The following is an 18,278-nucleotide window of genomic DNA, read 5'->3' as shown; positions in this document are numbered from 1 at the left end:
GTTAAAACCGAGAAAGCTTTTCCAGCAATTAACGGTTTTTATTTTTCATTATAGGGACGATAGTGTACAATTTAATTAAACTATGTATGACGGAGGAACGATAGTGGAGACGTTGCAAACATGGAGCGGCAGATTCAAGCGATTCTTCTTGGATAATAAGTTTGTTTTATTTTTGCTTGTGCTGCTACTGATTGGTTTAAATATTCTAGTATTTACAAAAACATCATTTATTTTCACCCCGATTATTGTTCTGCTCAAAACGATATCACTTCCGATTATTTTGACAGGCATTGTTTTTTATCTGTTAAACCCGGTCGTCGATTTCCTTGAGAGAAGAAGAATAAGAAGAATCTATTCTATTTTACTGTTGTATCTATTGATTATTGGGCTGATCACGATCACAATCGTGTCCATCATTCCCTTTTTAAAAGAACAAATTATGAGTTTAATCGACAACATCCCGAGATATGTGGACGTCGTAGAAAATCAGACGAAACAGCTGATCGGCAGCAACTTCGTCAATCAGGCCCAGCAAACGACGAACATCAATATATCTGATCTCGCAACAAAGGTTTCAGATCAGGCAGCGACAATTGTGAACAGTACCTTTACCGGCGTTGGGAATTTTATCGGCGCCCTGACTGAGATTATCATTTCAATTGTTACGGTTCCGTTTATCCTTTTCTATTTGTTAAAGGACGGAAAAAAATTGCCGGTCTACATACTAAAGTTTGTTCCGACGCAATTGAAAGAACAGACATACACAGTCTTAAGCGAAATGAATCATCGGTTAAGCTCTTATATCAGAGGCCAGATCATTGTCAGCTTCTGTATCGGGTTTTTGCTGTTTATCGGTTATTTGATTATCGGGCTGGATTATGCTTCATTGCTAGCCGTCATTGCGGCTTGTACTAGCATCGTTCCATATTTAGGGCCAACGATTGCCATTACGCCTGCGATTATCATTGCCATAGTGACATCGCCGCTCATGCTGCTTAAATTGGTGATCGTTTGGACCATTGTTCAGCTGATTGAAGGGAAGCTGATCTCTCCGCAAATTATGGGAAAAAACCTTCACATCCACCCTATCACAATTATTTTTCTGCTGTTAACAGCTGGCAAACTGTTTGGCGTTGTTGGAATCATTCTTGCCATTCCGGGCTATGCAGTTGCTAAAGTCATTACGACACATTTATTTGACTGGTTTAAAATGCGGTCACATTTATACGACGAAGAAAAAAATGAAAATACGCCGGGTCATAAAGTGTGATTTTCGTTTATAGTTATATAAGACGGGCTTTCCATTTATGGAAAGCTCCCGTTATGTAAAAAAATAAATGTCTAATGGGGAGAATCAAAATCATGACTCTATGGGAATTGTTTGTAGCCGCCATTTTAGGAATCGTAGAAGGATTAACAGAGTACGCGCCGGTTTCTTCGACAGGACATATGATTATAGTAGACGACATCTGGCTTAAATCAAGTAATCTGATGTCAGAAGAAGCTGCTAACTCATTCAAGGTGGTTATTCAGCTAGGCTCCATTTTAGCAGTAGCTATCGTGTTTAAAGACCGAATTTTAAATTTACTCGGCTTGAAAAAAAATATTACAAGCGACCAGGAGCAGGGACATAAATTAAGCATTGCCCAAATTGCCGTCGGACTCGTGCCTGCAGCTGTTCTCGGCTTTTTGTTTGAAGATTACATTGATGAATATTTATTTTCCGTTAAAACTGTGGCCATCGGTTTAATTGCCGGGGCAATCCTGATGCTTTTTGCTGACTGGGTCAATAAGCGGAAAACAGCGACAGACACACTCGACCGCATTTCCTATAAACAGGCGATAGCAGTCGGCTTATTCCAATGTCTTGCCCTTTGGCCGGGTTTCTCACGTTCTGGTTCAACCATATCCGGAGGTGTTATTCTCGGATTAAACCACCGAGCTGCAGCCGACTTTACGTTTATTATGGCGATGCCGATCATGATGGGAGCCAGCTTTCTAAGCCTCGTGAAGCATTGGGACAGCTTAAGCTCGGATCTGATGCCATTTTTCATCGTCGGCTTTATCTGTGCCTTTGTGGTCGCACTGTTTGTCGTCCGTTTCTTCTTAAGGCTGATTAACAAAATCAAACTTGTCCCATTTGCAATCTATCGAATTATTCTCGGTGTGATTTTGCTTTTGATCATGATGTAAGTCGAAAATAAGGCTCTTTTACGAGCCTTATTTTTTCTGTCAATTCAAGAGGAAACAGCTTGTTTTTCAAAATAAAATCATCTATAATAAACATGACGTTACATACGGGGCCATAGCTCAGCTGGGAGAGCGCTACGCTGGCAGCGTAGAGGTCAGGGGTTCGAGCCCCCTTGGCTCCATACCTTTAAACCCTTATTTTATAAGGGTTTTTTGTTTTGAGGAAAAGGTTTCATTCTCTGAATCCTCCAGTTGAGCGAAGTCAAAGTGAGCAGTTTATCTGTCTATCATGAATTTTCCAATACCTCCTTTTGTTCCTCAAAGACCGTCATGTCTTCCAAAGGAGGGGAGTAGACATGAAGAGACACCATTCGTTCGGATGTGGGATTAGACATTTTGTGAATTAAACCTTTGGTTGAAATAAGGCATTCTCCTTCGTGGACAAAGTATGAATTGGAGAGTTCTGCGTGTTCGCCGGCTGAGCGATAAATAGAATTAAGAAGCTTTCCTTCTAACACCATTGCACAACCAATGGATTGACCATGATCGTGTACTGTTGTCTCCTTGTTTGGCGGAATGTTAATCACGATAATTTCCAATTCATTATTTCGATAGATGGCATTTCGGCCGTAAGCGTACTGGTCTGGTTCCTTAATATACGGTTGACTCAATTTTGCCGCGTTTGGAATTTGTTTTAAAGACGTTGCTAAATCTTTAACCGATGGATTTTTCAAGCCGCTAAAAATGTCTTGGATACACTCATACAGTTCCATTCGTTTTTGCCTCCCGGAATATTTAGAATTTCCTTACATTGGTATTTCATAGGTTAATTCATGGTATTTACCCATATACAATTTAGAGGCGGCAAACGCCCAGTGAACACAAAAAAATGTGCGGCCAAAATGTTGTCTTATCACCAACTTATTCGAGTTTATTAGTTGGAATAGTGGATTGAAAGGATTAAAACGGCCTGATTTAATTCGCTTGAGGGAACGGGCAGGGATTCATAAGTGCAGTTCTAGACACAATATCGGGGAAAAGCTTTCAAGCTTTCTATGTTGTGCTTGAAATTTACTCCATTGACAAAACACAATCGATTTGAAATAATATTTGATTATATGCTCATTCATTCACATAATTATAATAAAATAATATCATTTCCCCTGATAGGGAGAATATTAGAATGAAAGCTAATGGTATGCAAAATCTATTAGCTTCTTTTGTTTTCAAAAAATGATGTGTTTCGCATGTATTCATATAGGAAGGAATGACAACATGAAGACAAAACACTATTGGGTGATTTCTTTGCTCGCCGTCTTAGCGGTCGGGCCGGGATTGATGTCTAACACGGCATTGTCGTCAGTTCAAGGCCTTGTTCAGAAAGCGGTTGGAACAAGTGTCTTTACATCAGTAAATCCGATATTGATCGGCAATATGGCCTTTGCCTTGTTAGTTCCGGCAGGACCGCTGCTGAGGAAAAAATTCGGTGCTCGTCCCGTCTATCTGGCTTCATTACCTGTCTTTATACTAGGTTCACTGCTCATCGCATGTTCAAGCGATATTGCATGGATGGCGGCAGGGCGCTTTTTACAGGGGGCGGCAACAGGCGTCATGCTGATGATTATGATTCCAATGCTTGTACTGTCATTCCCGATTGAACGCAGGAATTATGCACTGCTTGTACTGATCGGGGGATTCTATGGTTCTGTTATCATCGGCACAATCCTGGGAACCATTGCAACAAGCTGCGGGCATTGGAGATGGCTGTTTTTCATCTTTGGCACCTTGTCCCTGATCGGTGTCGCGGTGAGCTATTTCTTTCTTCATGACGAGCATCACGGAGCGGCGGATCAAGAACAGCCGCTTGATCGTGCAGGAATTCTTTTATCTGTTTTCCTTGCCGCAGCCTCAGCGGTTTCATTCATTTTTCTGCAAAAATGGGGGCTGTCATCGGGTTATGTATGGATTGGTTTCGGGGTGACGTTATGTTTGCTCATTGGTCTATTGATTGTGGAATATAAAGTGAAAAACCCCTTCATATCTATTAAACTGATGCTGCTGCCAAAACCGGTGCTTGGCTTATTGATCATAGCTGCAGGGACGATAACGGTAGCTGTCAGCCTGTCTGCTTTTCAAGGCTTGCTCCGTCAAATGTATGATATTTCTCAAGAGCATCTCATTCTTTTAAACTTGACTCTTCTATTCGGAGTGGCGATCGCGGCTATTTTGAGCGCTCTGTTTTATGATAAAGTCGGACCAGGGATGCTCGGTATTATCGGCGGACTCATTCTCGTCTTTGTGAATTTTCAATGGCTGCATATGCAGGATCGATCTTCTCTTTATATGTTCGCGGCACTCTTTATCATGCTTGCAGCGGGAACAGGCCTGACAGTCGCCGCAGGGCTGATGGGAGCTGCCATGGGAGGCCCGCTGCCTGATTTGGTCAAGAGAATGACAGCTGTTCAGTTTTTAAGATTGTTTGTCTATATGGGAGTCCCCATTCTCATCGGCTTTTTCACGAAAAAAGATGCTGCCAGACAAAGCGGTTCGGTACAGGATTCTATGATGACTGCTTATCATGATCTCTTCTTCATTTCTTTTATCCTTAGCGTGCTGCTCGTCTGCCTGTCATTTTGTATGAATGCCACTGGAATGGGGCACAAGCTGGCACATAAACCACATGATAAAGCGAAAACAGCTCCGGAAAAACCGGCCGTCTCAGCACAAGGTTTGTCGAAGGCAACTGTCAAATCATATAAAGTAATAAATGATACGGAATATCGTAATGCACTCAGAAATTTACAAAAATAGAAACATGGTAAAAACCTTTTCATTGAGCGAAAAGGTTTTTATTTTGCAATCTTTTCCCAACTTTATCCCTAAAGAATTGAAAAATATTAGAAGTGCAAGTAAAATTCTAAAAGGTAGATTCTTTTACATTCGTAATCTTTTAATTCGAAGGAAGGTTTTCATGGCCCGTCAAAAACTGAAAAAACGTAAACTCTTGATTTCACTATTTTTCCTTGTATCGATTCCGCTAGCTCTGTTTGTTTTAGCGACAACTTTATCAAAACCGATTGAAATATCCAAAGAAACTGAAGAAATCGATGAACAGCAAGTATTTATAGACAGTCTGTCCGGACATGCCCAAATTTTGTATGAAAAATACCATGTTCTCCCCAGCATCACAATTGCTCAGGCCATTCTCGAATCGGACTGGGGGAACAGTGAACTGGCTGCTAAGGCCAACAACCTTTTTGGCGTAAAAGGGAATTATAAAGGCCATCATGTCACGATGGAAACGGACGAAGTTGAAAAAGGGAAAAGAAAAACCATTCGCGCGAAGTTTCGAAAATACAGCACGTTTTTTGAATCTATGGATGATCACGCCCAATTGTTCGTCCGTGGCACATCGTGGAATAAAAAGAAGTATAAACCGGTGCTTGAGGCAGGGAATTATAAGGAAGCGGCAACCGCCCTGCAAACATCAGGATATGCTACAGACCCTGACTACGCTGACAAAATCAGTGCTATTGTAGAAAAATACGATTTAGATGAGTACGATGAGGTAAATCCATCCCTCAAATCTGTGGATTTAAACGCCTCTATTAAAGACAGTGCCGTTCAAGACGTATGGTCCAAGCCTTCTACTGATGATCGGTCCATAAGGCTTACCTCTGCCCAATCTTACGTCGGCAAAGACATAAAGGTTGTGTCTAAAAAACAGAAAGGCCAGTCTGTATGGTACCAATTCCAAATCAATGATAAACTTATCGGCTGGATTGATGATTCAGCTGTTGAAATAAAGGAGGCAACCTAAGCCCTTTTTACTGGTATTTTTAATTCTTTGTTCCATTCCGGGGAATTTGAGGTATAATATTCCACGGAAGTTATCACTTTTTAACTATGCTTTCGGGAGGGAACAAAGGTGCAGAAATATAGACGCAGAAACACGGTTGCCTTTACAGTATTAGCTTATTTTACTTTTTTTGCGGGAGTGTTTTTGTTTAGTATCGGACTCTATAATGCTGATAATCTGGAACTCAATGAAAAAGGTTATTACATCGCTGTTATGATACTTGTAGCAGTTGGTGCGATTCTTACACAAAAAGTGACCCGTGATAACGCGGAGGATAACGAAATCATCGCGGAACAGGAAAAAAGACAAAATCAATCTCATATCGAATCATAAAAAAATCCGGCGACTGTACGCCGGATTTTTTTGATATCACCCTGTAAACACTTCGCCATCAGGGTAACGGATATTTGATTGCTCTGTTTTTGCGAATGAAAACACGAACGTTAAAGGACCAATTCTTCCGATAAACATGATGACAATGATGATACACTTGCCAGCTTTTGTCAGTTCAGGAGTAAGCCCCATCGTAAGGCCGACAGTTCCGAATGCGGAAAAGGTTTCAAACACAATTTGAAGAAATGGCGCTTGTTCTGTGATCGTCAGGGCGAAAATCCCTAAAAACACGATGAACAAACTGGTGACGCTCACAGCTAAAGCTTTAATGATAATCGGATATTTGATGGAACGGCGGAAAATAACCGTTTCTTTTTTACCTCTCAAGTAAGCAATAACAGATGTTAAAATCACGATGAACGTAGTCAGCTTAATGCCGCTCGCCGTTGATGCGCTTCCTGCTCCGATAAACATCAATAATAAAGTAAATACAATTGTTCCTTCTCTCATGCTTCCAAAATCTAGAGAATTGAAGCCTGCGGTTCTCGGCGTCACTGCCTGAAAATAGGACGCCCACAGTTTATCCACTATATGCAGGTGGCCGAGCGTCCCAGGGTTGCTGTATTCTAAAATAAAGACCGTAAGCATAGCAATCGCATTCAACATCAGCGTTCCTGTAAGCATGAGCTTTGTATGTAAAGAAAAAGCTTTAAAACGCCGATTTTTCATCACATCAAACAGAACCGTAAATCCGATCCCTCCTGTAATAAATAAGAAAGTAATCACGAGGTTTACTGTAGGATCGCCAACGTAGCTCATCAAATTATCAGGCCACAACGAAAACCCGGCATTGTTAAAAGCAGATATTGCGTGAAACAAACTTGCAAACAAGCCGGATGACCAGCCGTATTGAGGTACAAGCCGGATGGATAAAATGAGTGCTGCTATCAATTCAATACTGATCGAAAACAGAAACAGGACTTTGACAAGGCCAATGACACCGCCGATTGTCGGCTGGTTTAAGGCTTCCTGGACGAGCATTCGTTCTTTTAAGCCGATTTTTTTTCCTAATATCATGACGATCAAGACCGCAAATGTCATAAATCCAAGCCCGCCAATCTGAATCAGCCCCATAATTACTGTTTGCCCGAATACCGTAAATTGAGTACCGGTATCGACAACAGCAAGCCCTGTAACAGTTGTAGCGGAAGCCGCAGTAAAAAGGGCATCTATCCATGACAATGGCTTCGTAGTGGAAATCGGAAGCATTAATAGGACAGCCCCGATGATAATGGTAAGGAAAAAACCAATGGCAAGCACTTGAGGCGGTGTAAACCGAACCCATTTGATCACTTTATCCTTTTGAAGTGTCACCTTTGTCTACATCCCTTCGTTTTCAAAACGTTTAATATCCTTTTTGTGGCCCATGATCACCAGGCAATCTTGCTCGTGAATGATGTCTTCAGGCGCGGGGGAAAGACAGATATCTCCATGATGTTTGATGGCCAGGATCGTGCAGCCGTACTTTGCTCTTACATTCAGGTCAATAATCGATTTTGAATCAAGCTTGCGCGTAGCCAACAGCTCGACAATACTGTATTCATCAGATAGATCAATGTAATTCAAAACATTTTCGTCTGAAAGGCTTTGTGCGATTTTAACTCCCATATCTTTTTCAGGATGAATAATCCGGTCAGCGCCGATTTTTTCAAGCACCTTGTGATGATAATAGTTTTGAGCCTTCACCCAAATATTTGGAATATCAAGCTCCTTTAATAATAGGGTGGTCAGCGTACTCGCTTGAATATTTGCTCCGATGGCAACAATCACATATTCAAAATTGCGTATTCCTAATGAAAGCAATTCGTTTTCTTCGGTGGCGTTGGCAATTACCGCATGAGTGGCGTAAGAAGCATATGCATTGACCTTTTCTTCGTTGATATCAACCGCAAGGACCTCATGCCCCATTCTATGAAGTTCTTTACAAATGCTGCCGCCAAACCGCCCCAGCCCGATCACGGCAAATTGCTTATTTTTAATTCTTCCCAATGTTCATATCTCCCTTAGTGAATTAACGTTTTTGAAGCAAAAAAGACCATTGCAAAGAATGGCCGATAATAGACCTCCTCTCTGTATACGCCTACGAGGTTAGCTGTCGGATTAGGGATTCAGAGTACCCCCTCTTACTTAGTAAGATTCACCCCAAGGCTGTTAATAAAACAGCCAATCGTTGGTTCCCCCGTTCGTGTTTGATTAAGCGGTAAAAGAGACTGTATGAAATTGAACACTCAAGAATTTACTCCTGTTTCTAGTGTTTGTCAATTTAAATTTTAAACCAGATAAAAGATAACGGGGATTAGAGAAAAAGGGGAGGGTAAAACGCAAAAAAGACCGGCGTTAACCGGTCTTTTACATTAGTTGCAACCGCAAGGCTGAGTCGGAGGAGTGCTGCGCTTAGCCACGTCAATGCTGGCTTCTGCGTAAAATTTATTTCCGATGCTTAATGATTTATTCTCCGCACGGAAAGTATATGTACCAGCGGCAGGAAGTGTTTTGTTATTCAGTTTTAATTTGAATTCGCCAGCTCCTAACAAATCAAGTGCCAAAGGAACTCTTACTGTTTTCCCGTTATTGAGGATCTGTGTTGTACGCAAGGCATTTCCGTTCAATGTATCTTTCGTGTTTGCAGTAAATCCGCTTGGCAATGTAAACTCCATAACGCCAAGGCTGAGAAGCGTGTTTGGACGGTAAGTCAATTCGATATCTGAGAAAGACCATTCCGTTTTGCTGGCGCCAGTAATTGTTGCGAACAATGAAGCTGTAGACTGTGTTCTCATAGTAGATTCAGTATGAGCTTTAGTTGATGTAGATTCAGCCGCGAAAGAAGCTGTAGGTGCAGAAACGAGTAACCCGAGACTTAATGCACTAATTGCCAAAGAAGATAATAATCTGCGTTTCATAACAAAATTCCCCCTAAGAAATTATAAATTAAACAGGCCTGCCCGCTTTTCACCTCCTCTGAAAGGCCAAATACAAATTTTACCTACATAAAATTACCATCAAATATTTTGGAAGTAAATGGGGTGTTTTTCCCGTATTTTTCAAATTTGTAGTAGTTACATCAAAAAAACGCCTGGTTTCCCAGGCGTTTTCTGCTTTACTTTGTTTCGATCGGTATAAATTTAAAAATTTCTCCGGTCTGCACCGATTCAGCAAGCCGTTTCAGCCAGTCATAGTAAGCTTTAGAGCTTTCCAGCTGATCATATAACTGCAGTGCTTCATTTTTGATATCCTCATCGAGATCTTCCTTGCTTAAAACCTTTTGTAAATCAGCTTGAGCTTCCTCGATCGCTGCTACATTCACTTGAACCTCCCGCTCCCATTTAGGTGGAAAGAAATTTATGAAAAATTTAAAGAAATCCTTCTCAGCCACAAATGTATGCTTGCGGATGCCCCGGTGAAATGTTTTTTTTACTACATTTAAGTCTTGAAGCTTTTTGACGCCTGTGCTCATGCTTGGTTTGCTCATTTGCAACTCCTCACGCATTTCGTCAAGCGTCATCTCATCTCTCATATACATCGTTCCATATAAAATCCCGACACTGCGGGTAATTCCGTAAAGATCCATCGTTTCAGCAATGGAGTCAATAACAAGATCCCGAGCCTGTTCTATAGCTGCAAATTCTGGATTTTCATCCATACTGACCCTCTTTTCCTTTAGAAAATTAAATTCGTTAAGTTATTTCTTTATGTTCTTTATCTTAACGAAACATGAGGAAAAGTCAAAAAGAAAAATCGAAATGGGACTTTGACAGTTTAAAAACCATATGTTAGATTAAGGTTGTTAAAAATATTAAATTTTTATTTAACAAACTTTATTTACGTCAAGGAGGCTTATATGAGTCAAACATTATTCATTGACGGAGAATGGATCAGTGCCGAAAAAGAACAGATCCGCAGTATTATCAACCCATTTAATCAAGAAGAAATTGCAATTGTAAGCGAGGGAGGGCGAGAGGACGCCATCAAAGCAATCGCAGCCGCACGCAGAGCATTTGACAAAGGAGAATGGTCATCGCTATCCGGGCTAGAACGCGGAAAAATTGTTCTGAAAATTGCGGAATTAATCAGACGCGATCTTGAGGAGCTGGCTGAGCTTGAATCTCTTGATACAGGAAAAACACTCGAAGAAAGCAAGGCCGATATGGACGATATCGCCAATGTTTTTCAATATTACGCCGGCTTGGCAGACAAAGATGGCGGAGAGATCATTTCATCTCCGATTCCTGATTCAGAAAGCAAAATTATTAGGGAGCCAATCGGGGTTTGCGGCCAGATCACTCCATGGAATTATCCGCTCCTTCAAGCGAGCTGGAAAATCGCCCCTGCACTGGCTGCAGGAAACACAATCGTCATGAAGCCGAGTGAGATTACGCCGCTGACGACAATCAAAGTCTTTAAGCTGATGGAAGAAGCCGGTGTTCCAAAAGGTGTAGCAAATCTTGTTCTTGGACCGGGAGCCACAGTGGGCGACGAGCTTGCCGTAAACAAAGATGTCGATTTGATTTCATTTACGGGCGGAATTGAAACAGGCAAAAAAATCATGCGGGCGGCAAGCGGAAACGTCAAAAAAATCGCCCTTGAACTTGGCGGGAAAAACCCAAATATTGTTTTCAAGGACGCGGATTTAGAAGTTGCGGTTGATCAGGCCTTAAACGCTGTATTTTTCCACGCCGGCCAAGTATGCTCTGCAGGTTCCCGCTTGCTTGTTGAGGATGCCATTCATGATCAATTTTTGGCGGAGCTGGTCAAACGGGCAAAACGCATAAAACTCGGAAACGGTTTTCATGCTGAGACAGAAAGCGGTCCGCTTATTTCGGCGGAGCACAGGGCAAAGGTAGAAAAATATGTAGAGATCGGAATAGAGGAAGGCGCGAAGCTGGAGACAGGAGGCAAACGCCCGGAAGATCCTGCGCTTCAAAACGGCTTTTTCTATGAACCTACTATTTTCTCAAACTGTAATTCTGACATGAGAATCGTTCAGGAAGAGGTTTTCGGTCCTGTATTGACAGTCGAAACCTTCAGCTCTGAAGAAGAGGTAATCGAGCTTGCGAATGATACCATCTATGGCTTGGCTGGAGCGGTATGGTCAAAAGACATTGAAAAGTGCGAACGGGTAGCAACCCGCTTGAGAATGGGGACCGTTTGGATCAACGATTTTCATCCGTACTTTGCACAAGCGCCATGGGGCGGATATAAGCAATCCGGGTTTGGACGCGAGCTTGGAAAAATAGGCCTTGAAGAATACACAGAAGTCAAACATGTATACCGCAATACAAAACCGGCAGCGGTTAACTGGTTTAATTCATAAGAGGGGGAGATTGATGATGACATTAAATATGAAGGTAGAAAGCATGCAGAAATTCCACACATTTGAAATTCCGACTGTGATTAAGCATGGAATCGGAGCCATCAAGCATACGGGTGAGGAAGTAGCTGCACTGGGCGTATCAAAAGCGCTCCTTGTCACAGACCCAGGGATTTATAAAGCCGGTGTTGCGGATCCTGTAATCGAATCACTTAAAGAAGCAGGCATTGAAGTGGTGCTCTTTCATAAAGTTGAGCCAAACCCGCCTGTCCGTCTGGTGAATGAAGGATCTGAGCTTTACAAAAAAGAGAACTGTAATGGTTTGGTGGCAGTCGGAGGCGGAAGCTCCATGGATACAGCAAAAGCAATCGGAGTAGAAGCGACTCACGAAGGAAGCGTGCTTGATTATGAAGCGGCAGATGGGAAAAAACCGCTGGAAAACCGCATTCCTCCGCTGACGACAATTCCCACTACAGCTGGAACAGGATCAGAAGTAACCCAATGGGCGGTTATCACAGATGAAGAAAGAGAATTTAAATTCAACACGGGCGGTCCGCTGATTGCAGCGCACTTGACCATCATTGATCCTGAGCTTCATGTTTCAATGCCTCCGCATGTAACAGCTATGACAGGAATTGATGCGCTCGCCCATGCCATTGAGTGCTATACAATGAAATTTGCACAGCCAATCACGGATGCAGTTGCCTTAATGGCGATTGAGTATGCCGCTCATTACATTAAGAGGGCATTTGCTGACGGAGAGGATCTGGAAGCAAGGTACGGAATGGCGCAGGCTGCGATGCTTGCCGGTCTTTCTTACGGAAGTGAATCAGCGGGCGCGGCTCATGCGATGAGCCAAACGCTTGGCGGTATTATCCCAGTCGCTCACGGCCAATGTGTAGCGGCGATGATGGGCCCTGTCATGGAATACAACTGGAAGGGCTATCCTGAAAAGTTTGCGCGTATTGCGAAAGCGTTCGGTATTGATACAAGCAAGATGACAACAGAAGAAGCTGCGAAGGCATCTGTCAATTGGATGTATGATCTGGTCGAAGATTTAGAAGTGCCGACTTTAGAAGAGCAGGGAGTATCACCTGATATGATCGAACGCTTGTCTAAAGAAGCAATGAAAGATCCGCAAACCTTCGGAAACCCTAGAGATTTAAATGAAAAAGCATACAACTGGATCTACAAACGCTGCTTTAACCTTACGCCTAAAACGGTATAATCAAAATCCCGCTCCTTTACAGAGCGGGATTTTTTGGGATAATGAAGCATAGTGGAAATTTTAGATAAGAAGGAAGGTGCCAGCTGATGTGGAAGCGTATGACTGCAAAAGCGGAAGGCTTATATATCGCAGATACAGAAAGCTTCGTAACAAAGCAAATGGACAAGCTTGATTTTGATTATGGCGGCATCCCCGGAGACTTGCATTTTGGTCTGACCAAAAAAGCGGGAGCCAGAGAACCAATGTTTTCAAGAGGGACTGAAATTTTCAACCGCAGACAAATTTCAATTGTTTCAATAGAGGAATGCAACGAAATCGCTTTAAAAATGGGAGTGCCGAGGATTTTGCCGGAATGGCTCGGGGCGAATGTGGCAGTCAGCGGTATGCCAGATCTTACTTCATTAAAAGAAGGAAGCCGGATTATTTTTCCGAGCGGAGCGGCTCTGCTGTGTGAGGGCGAAAATGATCCGTGTATCCAGCCGGGAGAAGTCATTCAGTCTTTTTATCCGGACCAACCGAAGCTGGCGCCGGCTTTCGTCCGCCACGCACTGGGCATTAGAGGGATTGTCTGTATTGTGGAGAGACCTGGTGCTGTTTACACAGGTGATGAAATAGAAGTTCATTCCTATCAGCGAAAAGTCAAACGAAAAGCAGAAAGGGTCTGATGAAATCAGGCCCTTTCTATCTTTTCTTTAATTTCTTTCATTTGGCTGAGATGCCGTTTTTCATGATGGCCGATAAAATCGATCCACTGTCTGACAGTCAGCTCTTGAAACACAGGATGCGGAAGCACTCTTTCAAAATCTTCTTCTTTCAGAGAGGCAATCGCAGCAGTCAGCTGCTCTCTTACCACATCAAGCTCACGTTTCATTTGGCTGCCTGAAATAAAATCATGCGCAGGCTCAAGATGACTCGGGGCTTTCCGTTTATTATTTCTGTCCTGTGCTACCTCAAGCGGTTTTTCTTCAATTTCTTTAATCGGAGCGTCCTTTACACGTTCCTTCAACATTTTTTGTGCGGTCATATCGATTTTTTTCAAATGGTCAAGAACTTCCCGTATGCTCCATTCTTCAGCAGAAGGCTTTTGGTTCAGCTTTTCGTCAGAAAGTCCTTTCAATTCGTTCCACGTTTCTAATCTGGCTTCATTAAAGATACTCATCATATCTCCTCCTAAAATGACATTACCATATATATAAGCAATTATCATTTATAAAGCACTTCAAATGGGTTATTTGTCTTAAAATTTTGAAACTTTTCCCGTGGTGTCTCGTATAAATGGTAACGGCAGCCGTTCATCAATGCATTGATGAAGAAAGGATGAGGAAATTGGAGTTACTTGGAGTACCTATACAAACAATTTATCTTTATACGCTGATCATTGCGGGCAGCCTTACGCTGTTATTCCTGTTTTTCGGAGATGTATTTGCAGGGCTGTCAGAAGGCATTCCGTTTCTTAATCCGACATTAGTACTCTCATTTTTCACATGTTTTTCAGCTGGCGGATATATAGGAGAGCTTGTATTGCCTCTGTCAAGCTTGCTGATTGCGCTTTTATCTTGCATCCTTTCGATCCTGATGGTGATATTGCTTCACATCTTTGTACTGGTACCATTATCTTCTGCAGAAGAATCATTGGCATATAGAGAAGATGATCTCAGAGGAAGACTCGGTAAAGTGATTACAGCTGTTCCGGTTGACGGGTTTGGTGAAGTGGTCATAGAAGGGATAGGAGGCACCATTTCAAAGTCAGCGGTCAGTTTTGATAATCAGCAGATCAGTTACGGGACAACGGTGTTAGTCGTAGATATTAACAACGGAGTTCTTTCGGTTACTCCGCATGAACCCACTTAACATAAAAGGAGGAATATGATATGACAATGCCGATTATAATGATCATCGGAGTTGTATTTTTTTTATTAATTGCACTAATAGCTGTGTTTATTACGAAGTATCGTACAGCAGGGCCTGATGAAGCGTTAATTGTAACAGGGAGCTATCTGGGGAATAAAAATGTTCATGTCGATGAAAGCGGCAACCGTATTAAAATCGTCCGTGGCGGAGGAACCTTTGTCCTTCCCGTCTTCCAGCAGGCAGAGCCGCTAAGCTTATTATCAAGCAAACTCGATGTTTCGACACCTGAAGTCTATACAGAACAAGGAGTGCCAGTAATGGCCGATGGAACTGCGATTATTAAAATCGGCGGTTCTATAGGAGAAATCGCAACAGCAGCCGAACAATTTTTAGGGAAATCAAAAGACGACCGTGAGCAGGAAGCGCGGGAGGTTTTAGAAGGCCACCTTCGTTCCATTCTCGGCTCAATGACAGTAGAAGAAATCTATAAAAACAGAGAAAAATTCTCTCAAGAGGTGCAGCGTGTCGCTTCACAGGATCTCGCGAAAATGGGGCTTGTAATCGTCTCGTTTACCATTAAAGATGTTCGTGATAAAAACGGTTATCTTGAATCATTAGGGAAACCGAGAATTGCCCAAGTAAAACGCGATGCTGATATCGCAACAGCAGAGGCTGATAAAGAAACCCGAATTAAGCGGGCAGAAGCCGATAAAGACGCAAAAAAATCAGAACTTGAACGAGCGACGGAAATCGCTGAAGCTGAAAAACTCAATCAGCTCAAAATGGCTGAATTCCGCAGAGAACAAGATACGGCAAAAGCGAATGCCGACCAAGCATATGATTTAGAGACTGCCAGAGCGCGCCAGCAAGTCACAGAGCAGGAAATGCAGGTTAAAATTATCGAACGCCAAAAACAAATAGAACTAGAAGAAAAAGAAATTCTTCGCCGTGAACGTCAATACGACTCAGAGGTAAAGAAAAAAGCCGATGCAGACCGTTATTCTGTTGAGCAGTCCGCAGCAGCAGAGAAAGCCAAACAGCTCGCGGAAGCCGATGCCAAGAAGTACAGTATTGAAGCAATGGCAAAGGCTGAGGCGGAAAAAGTAAGAATTGACGGGCTAGCAAAAGCAGAAGCGGAAAAAGCGAAAGGAGAGACAGAGGCAGAGGTTATCCGCCTGAAAGGTCTTGCAGAAGCGGAAGCAAAAGAGAAAATTGCGGCTGCCTTTGAACAGTACGGGCAGGCGGCGATTTTCGATATGATTGTCAAAATGCTTCCGGAATACGCGAAACAAGCAGCGGCACCTCTTTCAAATATTGATAAAATCACCGTTGTCGATACAGGAGGAGGCGGTGAATCAAGCGGAGCAAACAAAGTAACCAGCTATGCGACGAACTTAATGTCAAGTCTGCAAGAAAGTTTAAAAGCATCCTCAGGAATTGATGTAAAAGAAATGCTTGAGAACTTTTCAGGAAAAGGAAACGTAAAACAAAGCATTAATGAATTAACAAATGAAATCAAAGAAGCCAAAACGATCCAAAAATCAGAGTAAGGAAAGGGCAGAACCGTATGGTAACTGTACGTGAAGCGAAGTTAGAGGATATAAAGGACATTGCAAAAGTGCATGTAGACAGCTGGAGGACAACATACCACGAAATTATCCCGATTGATTATTTAAACAGCCTGAACTATAAGGAATTTGAAGACAAATGGAAAAGTCGCTCGTTAAAGGGAGTATTTGTTGCTCAGGACGAAATGGGTTCAGTATTCGGCTTTGCTTCATTTGGACCTATTCGCTCTGAACAAGAAGGCTATGACGGCGAGTTATACGCTATTTATCTTGTGGAAGAGCGCCAGCGGCAAGGTGCAGGCAGGGCGCTCTTAGCAAAAGGAGCGGAGTTTTTGCTTCAACATGGATTTTCAAGTATGTTTGTTTGGGTTATTGAGGAGAATCCCTCGATTATATTTTATCAGGCCTATTCACCTGAAAGAGTAGCGGAGGACAACTTTGAAATTGCCGGAGTAAGACTGAAAGAAGTAGGTCTTGGCTGGCCGGATCTTTCAGCTTTAAAAACACTTCTTAACAGATAACGAACAATCCCCCAGCGGAATTCGCTGGGGGATTGTCACTTTTACGCTTTGTCACTTTTAAGCAAACGGGGTGCTGTCATAAATAATAAACATAGGACAATTGCACAAATAATGAATGAAGGAACCATGTAAGTCGCATTATAAGTTAAAGAATAAATCCATACCGGCGTTCCTTTTGGAGCAAAGCTGCCGAAAAACACAGCTCCTGAAATGACATGCGCGGCATAGCGCAGCAAACTGCCGACGAAAACTGCGCTGACCACTGAAACAATCAATTTCCCTTTTGTTTTTGATACAGCGGCTTTACGGACAGAAGAAGCGAAACAGCCGCTTATGCCGATTGCTGCGAAAGCGACAATGTAATCTAACAATAGCTGTACAGGATGTTGAGCAAACAAGTTTCCGATTGCTATTTGTACTAGACCTGTCAACAAACCTGTAGTAAGACCTGCTTTGACACCCCAGCGAAACGAAATTAAAAAGATCGGAATCATCATGATGGAGACCGAGCCTCCTTGAGGCATGCTAAGAAACATTCCTGAGACAATGTCTAAAATAACGGCTGCCGCTGTCATAATGGCAATTTCAATAAGGCGAACCAGTTGCTTAGATTGATTCATATCTATCTCCTTCCATTGACAGACAACCAAAAGGACAACAAAAAAGCAGCACGCGGAAGGATGAGAAAAGTTCCACGCACTGCTTTACGATCTGCAATTCATTTGACTTTGCCACATCCCTACGCCAGCGTTAACTAACAGGTTCAAAGGGTCAGAACGAAACCGCTCACTCTCAGCTTTAATGCTCCCCTTGTGGTCATCAGTATTTAGTTCGTTTCTACTATACAAGAAAACGAAAAAAACAACAAGATCACATGACTGATGTATATGTTCTTTTAAGAAAGTTATATGATACACACGCTTTAGAAATCATGGCGAGGATTATAGTTTATTTGTTTTATAGATTTTTTTAAAAAAACTATTGCAATAAATAAATACAGGTGTTATATTATTAAACGTCGCTGATGCACAGCGGACACAAACTAGATGCTTCAAAACAACTTGAAAAAAGTTGTTGACAAAAAAGAAGCTGAATGTTATATTAGTAAAGCTGCTTCATTGAGAAGTAACGAAATGATCTTTGAAAACTAAACAAGACAAAACGTACCTGTTAATTCATTTTTATAAATCGCACAGCGATGTGCGTAGTCAGTCAAACTAGGACCTGCACGACGCAGGTCACACAGGTGTCGCCGCAGGATGCGGTGAACTTAACCTGTGATCCATTTATCGGAGAGTTTGATCCTGGCTCAGGACGAACGCTGGCGGCGTGCCTAATACATGCAAGTCGAGCGGACAGA

18 protein-coding genes, 1 tRNA gene, 1 rRNA gene and 2 riboswitches are annotated in these 18,278 nt (G+C 42.4%); of the genes, 13 read left to right on the top strand and 7 right to left on the bottom strand.

Annotation, left to right across the window (positions count from 1 at the left end; all coding sequences use genetic code 11):
- Window positions 1-103: 103 nt before the first annotated feature.
- The 3 genes from WA279_RS19495 (at window position 104) to WA279_RS19485 (ending at window position 2,372) form a co-directional block, all read left to right on the top strand.
- Window positions 104-1,270 carry an AI-2E family transporter gene (locus WA279_RS19495; protein ID WP_336156393.1) on the top strand — a complete coding sequence of 389 codons (1,167 nt, stop codon included), beginning with the start codon at window positions 104-106 and terminating at the stop codon, window positions 1,268-1,270.
- Window positions 1,271-1,362: 92 nt separating this feature from the next.
- On the top strand, window positions 1,363-2,193 hold the full coding sequence (locus tag WA279_RS19490; protein WP_014477785.1) for an undecaprenyl-diphosphate phosphatase: 831 nt from the start codon (window positions 1,363-1,365) through the stop codon (window positions 2,191-2,193).
- A gap of 106 nt (window positions 2,194-2,299) precedes the next feature.
- Window positions 2,300-2,372, top strand: a tRNA-Ala gene (locus tag WA279_RS19485).
- Between the two features lie 105 nt (window positions 2,373-2,477).
- Here WA279_RS19485 and cdoA read toward each other — a convergent pair.
- Window positions 2,478-2,963, bottom strand: coding sequence for a cysteine dioxygenase (gene cdoA / locus WA279_RS19480; protein WP_021480465.1), 486 nt, complete (start codon window positions 2,961-2,963; stop codon window positions 2,478-2,480).
- Window positions 2,964-3,465: 502 nt separating this feature from the next.
- Here cdoA and WA279_RS19475 point away from each other — a divergent pair.
- From WA279_RS19475 to WA279_RS19465, 3 genes are all read left to right on the top strand, one after another.
- The gene (locus WA279_RS19475) at window positions 3,466-5,001 is read left to right on the top strand and encodes an MFS transporter (RefSeq protein WP_251188254.1); all 1,536 of its coding nucleotides are present in this window, start codon (window positions 3,466-3,468) and stop codon (window positions 4,999-5,001) included.
- 160 nt (window positions 5,002-5,161) lie between these two features.
- A complete protein-coding gene (gene lytG, locus WA279_RS19470) occupies window positions 5,162-6,010 on the top strand; it encodes an exo-glucosaminidase LytG (protein WP_336156392.1) in 849 nt (282 codons plus the stop codon).
- A 108-nt stretch (window positions 6,011-6,118) separates the two neighbouring features.
- Window positions 6,119-6,382, top strand: coding sequence for a YiaA/YiaB family inner membrane protein (locus WA279_RS19465; RefSeq protein WP_003222348.1), 264 nt, complete (start codon window positions 6,119-6,121; stop codon window positions 6,380-6,382).
- Window positions 6,383-6,418: 36 nt separating this feature from the next.
- Here WA279_RS19465 and ktrB read toward each other — a convergent pair whose 3' ends face one another.
- From ktrB to gbsR, 4 genes are all read right to left on the bottom strand, one after another.
- Window positions 6,419-7,756 (bottom strand): Ktr system potassium transporter KtrB, encoded by a 1,338-nt coding sequence (gene ktrB / locus WA279_RS19460; protein WP_336156391.1) that lies wholly within the window; start codon window positions 7,754-7,756, stop codon window positions 6,419-6,421.
- 6 nt (window positions 7,757-7,762) lie between these two features.
- Complete coding sequence (gene ktrA / locus WA279_RS19455; RefSeq protein ID WP_003228942.1) at window positions 7,763-8,431, bottom strand: potassium uptake protein KtrA; 669 nt, start codon at window positions 8,429-8,431, stop codon at window positions 7,763-7,765.
- A 72-nt stretch (window positions 8,432-8,503) separates the two neighbouring features.
- A riboswitch (cyclic di-AMP (ydaO/yuaA leader) is annotated at window positions 8,504-8,652 on the bottom strand.
- Window positions 8,653-8,796: 144 nt separating this feature from the next.
- A complete protein-coding gene (gene bslA, locus WA279_RS19450) occupies window positions 8,797-9,342 on the bottom strand; it encodes a biofilm surface layer hydrophobin BslA (protein ID WP_187954175.1) in 546 nt (181 codons plus the stop codon).
- A gap of 197 nt (window positions 9,343-9,539) precedes the next feature.
- A complete protein-coding gene (gene gbsR / locus WA279_RS19445; RefSeq protein ID WP_336156389.1) occupies window positions 9,540-10,082 on the bottom strand; it encodes a transcriptional regulator GbsR in 543 nt (180 codons plus the stop codon).
- A 198-nt stretch (window positions 10,083-10,280) separates the two neighbouring features.
- On the opposite strand from gbsR, the gene betB reads away from it, so the two are divergent.
- The 3 genes from betB to WA279_RS19430 all read left to right on the top strand — a co-directional run bounded on the left by betB (window position 10,281) and on the right by WA279_RS19430 (window position 13,643).
- Window positions 10,281-11,753, top strand: coding sequence for a betaine-aldehyde dehydrogenase (gene betB / locus WA279_RS19440; RefSeq protein ID WP_336156388.1), 1,473 nt, complete (start codon window positions 10,281-10,283; stop codon window positions 11,751-11,753).
- A 16-nt stretch (window positions 11,754-11,769) separates the two neighbouring features.
- Window positions 11,770-12,978: a choline dehydrogenase gene (gene gbsB / locus WA279_RS19435; RefSeq protein ID WP_014477776.1), complete on the top strand. Its 1,209-nt coding sequence runs from the start codon at window positions 11,770-11,772 to the stop codon at window positions 12,976-12,978.
- An 86-nt stretch (window positions 12,979-13,064) separates the two neighbouring features.
- On the top strand, window positions 13,065-13,643 hold the full coding sequence (locus tag WA279_RS19430; RefSeq protein WP_123373916.1) for an MOSC domain-containing protein: 579 nt from the start codon (window positions 13,065-13,067) through the stop codon (window positions 13,641-13,643).
- 5 nt (window positions 13,644-13,648) lie between these two features.
- On the opposite strand, the gene WA279_RS19425 is transcribed toward WA279_RS19430, so the two are convergent.
- Window positions 13,649-14,137: a DinB family protein gene (locus tag WA279_RS19425; RefSeq protein WP_003242867.1), complete on the bottom strand. Its 489-nt coding sequence runs from the start codon at window positions 14,135-14,137 to the stop codon at window positions 13,649-13,651.
- 167 nt (window positions 14,138-14,304) lie between these two features.
- Between WA279_RS19425 and WA279_RS19420 the strand changes: the two genes are divergently transcribed.
- From WA279_RS19420 to WA279_RS19410, 3 genes are read left to right on the top strand one after another with little or no spacing between them, the layout of a single operon-like run.
- Window positions 14,305-14,829 carry a hypothetical protein gene (locus tag WA279_RS19420; RefSeq protein WP_336156387.1) on the top strand — a complete coding sequence of 175 codons (525 nt, stop codon included), beginning with the start codon at window positions 14,305-14,307 and terminating at the stop codon, window positions 14,827-14,829.
- A 20-nt stretch (window positions 14,830-14,849) separates the two neighbouring features.
- Window positions 14,850-16,379, top strand: coding sequence for a flotillin lipid rafts scaffold protein FloT (floT, locus tag WA279_RS19415; protein ID WP_336156386.1), 1,530 nt, complete (start codon window positions 14,850-14,852; stop codon window positions 16,377-16,379).
- Window positions 16,380-16,396: 17 nt separating this feature from the next.
- The gene (locus WA279_RS19410) at window positions 16,397-16,918 is read left to right on the top strand and encodes a GNAT family N-acetyltransferase (protein WP_047183082.1); all 522 of its coding nucleotides are present in this window, start codon (window positions 16,397-16,399) and stop codon (window positions 16,916-16,918) included.
- Window positions 16,919-16,959: 41 nt separating this feature from the next.
- Here the strand turns inward: WA279_RS19410 and thiT are convergent, their stop codons facing one another.
- Complete coding sequence (gene thiT / locus WA279_RS19405) at window positions 16,960-17,538, bottom strand: energy-coupled thiamine transporter ThiT (RefSeq protein WP_326208120.1); 579 nt, start codon at window positions 17,536-17,538, stop codon at window positions 16,960-16,962.
- Between the two features lie 99 nt (window positions 17,539-17,637).
- A riboswitch (TPP riboswitch) is annotated at window positions 17,638-17,739 on the bottom strand.
- Window positions 17,740-18,204: 465 nt separating this feature from the next.
- Here thiT and WA279_RS19400 point away from each other — a divergent pair.
- A 16S ribosomal RNA gene (locus WA279_RS19400) occupies window positions 18,205-18,278 on the top strand; the annotation flags it as partial.

The sequence above is a fragment of the Bacillus sp. 204(2023) genome (genome assembly GCF_037027505.1).
In the GTDB taxonomy this organism is placed as follows: Bacteria; Bacillota; Bacilli; order Bacillales; family Bacillaceae; genus Bacillus; species Bacillus subtilis.
This window is presented reverse-complemented; position numbering and strand designations above follow the sequence as displayed.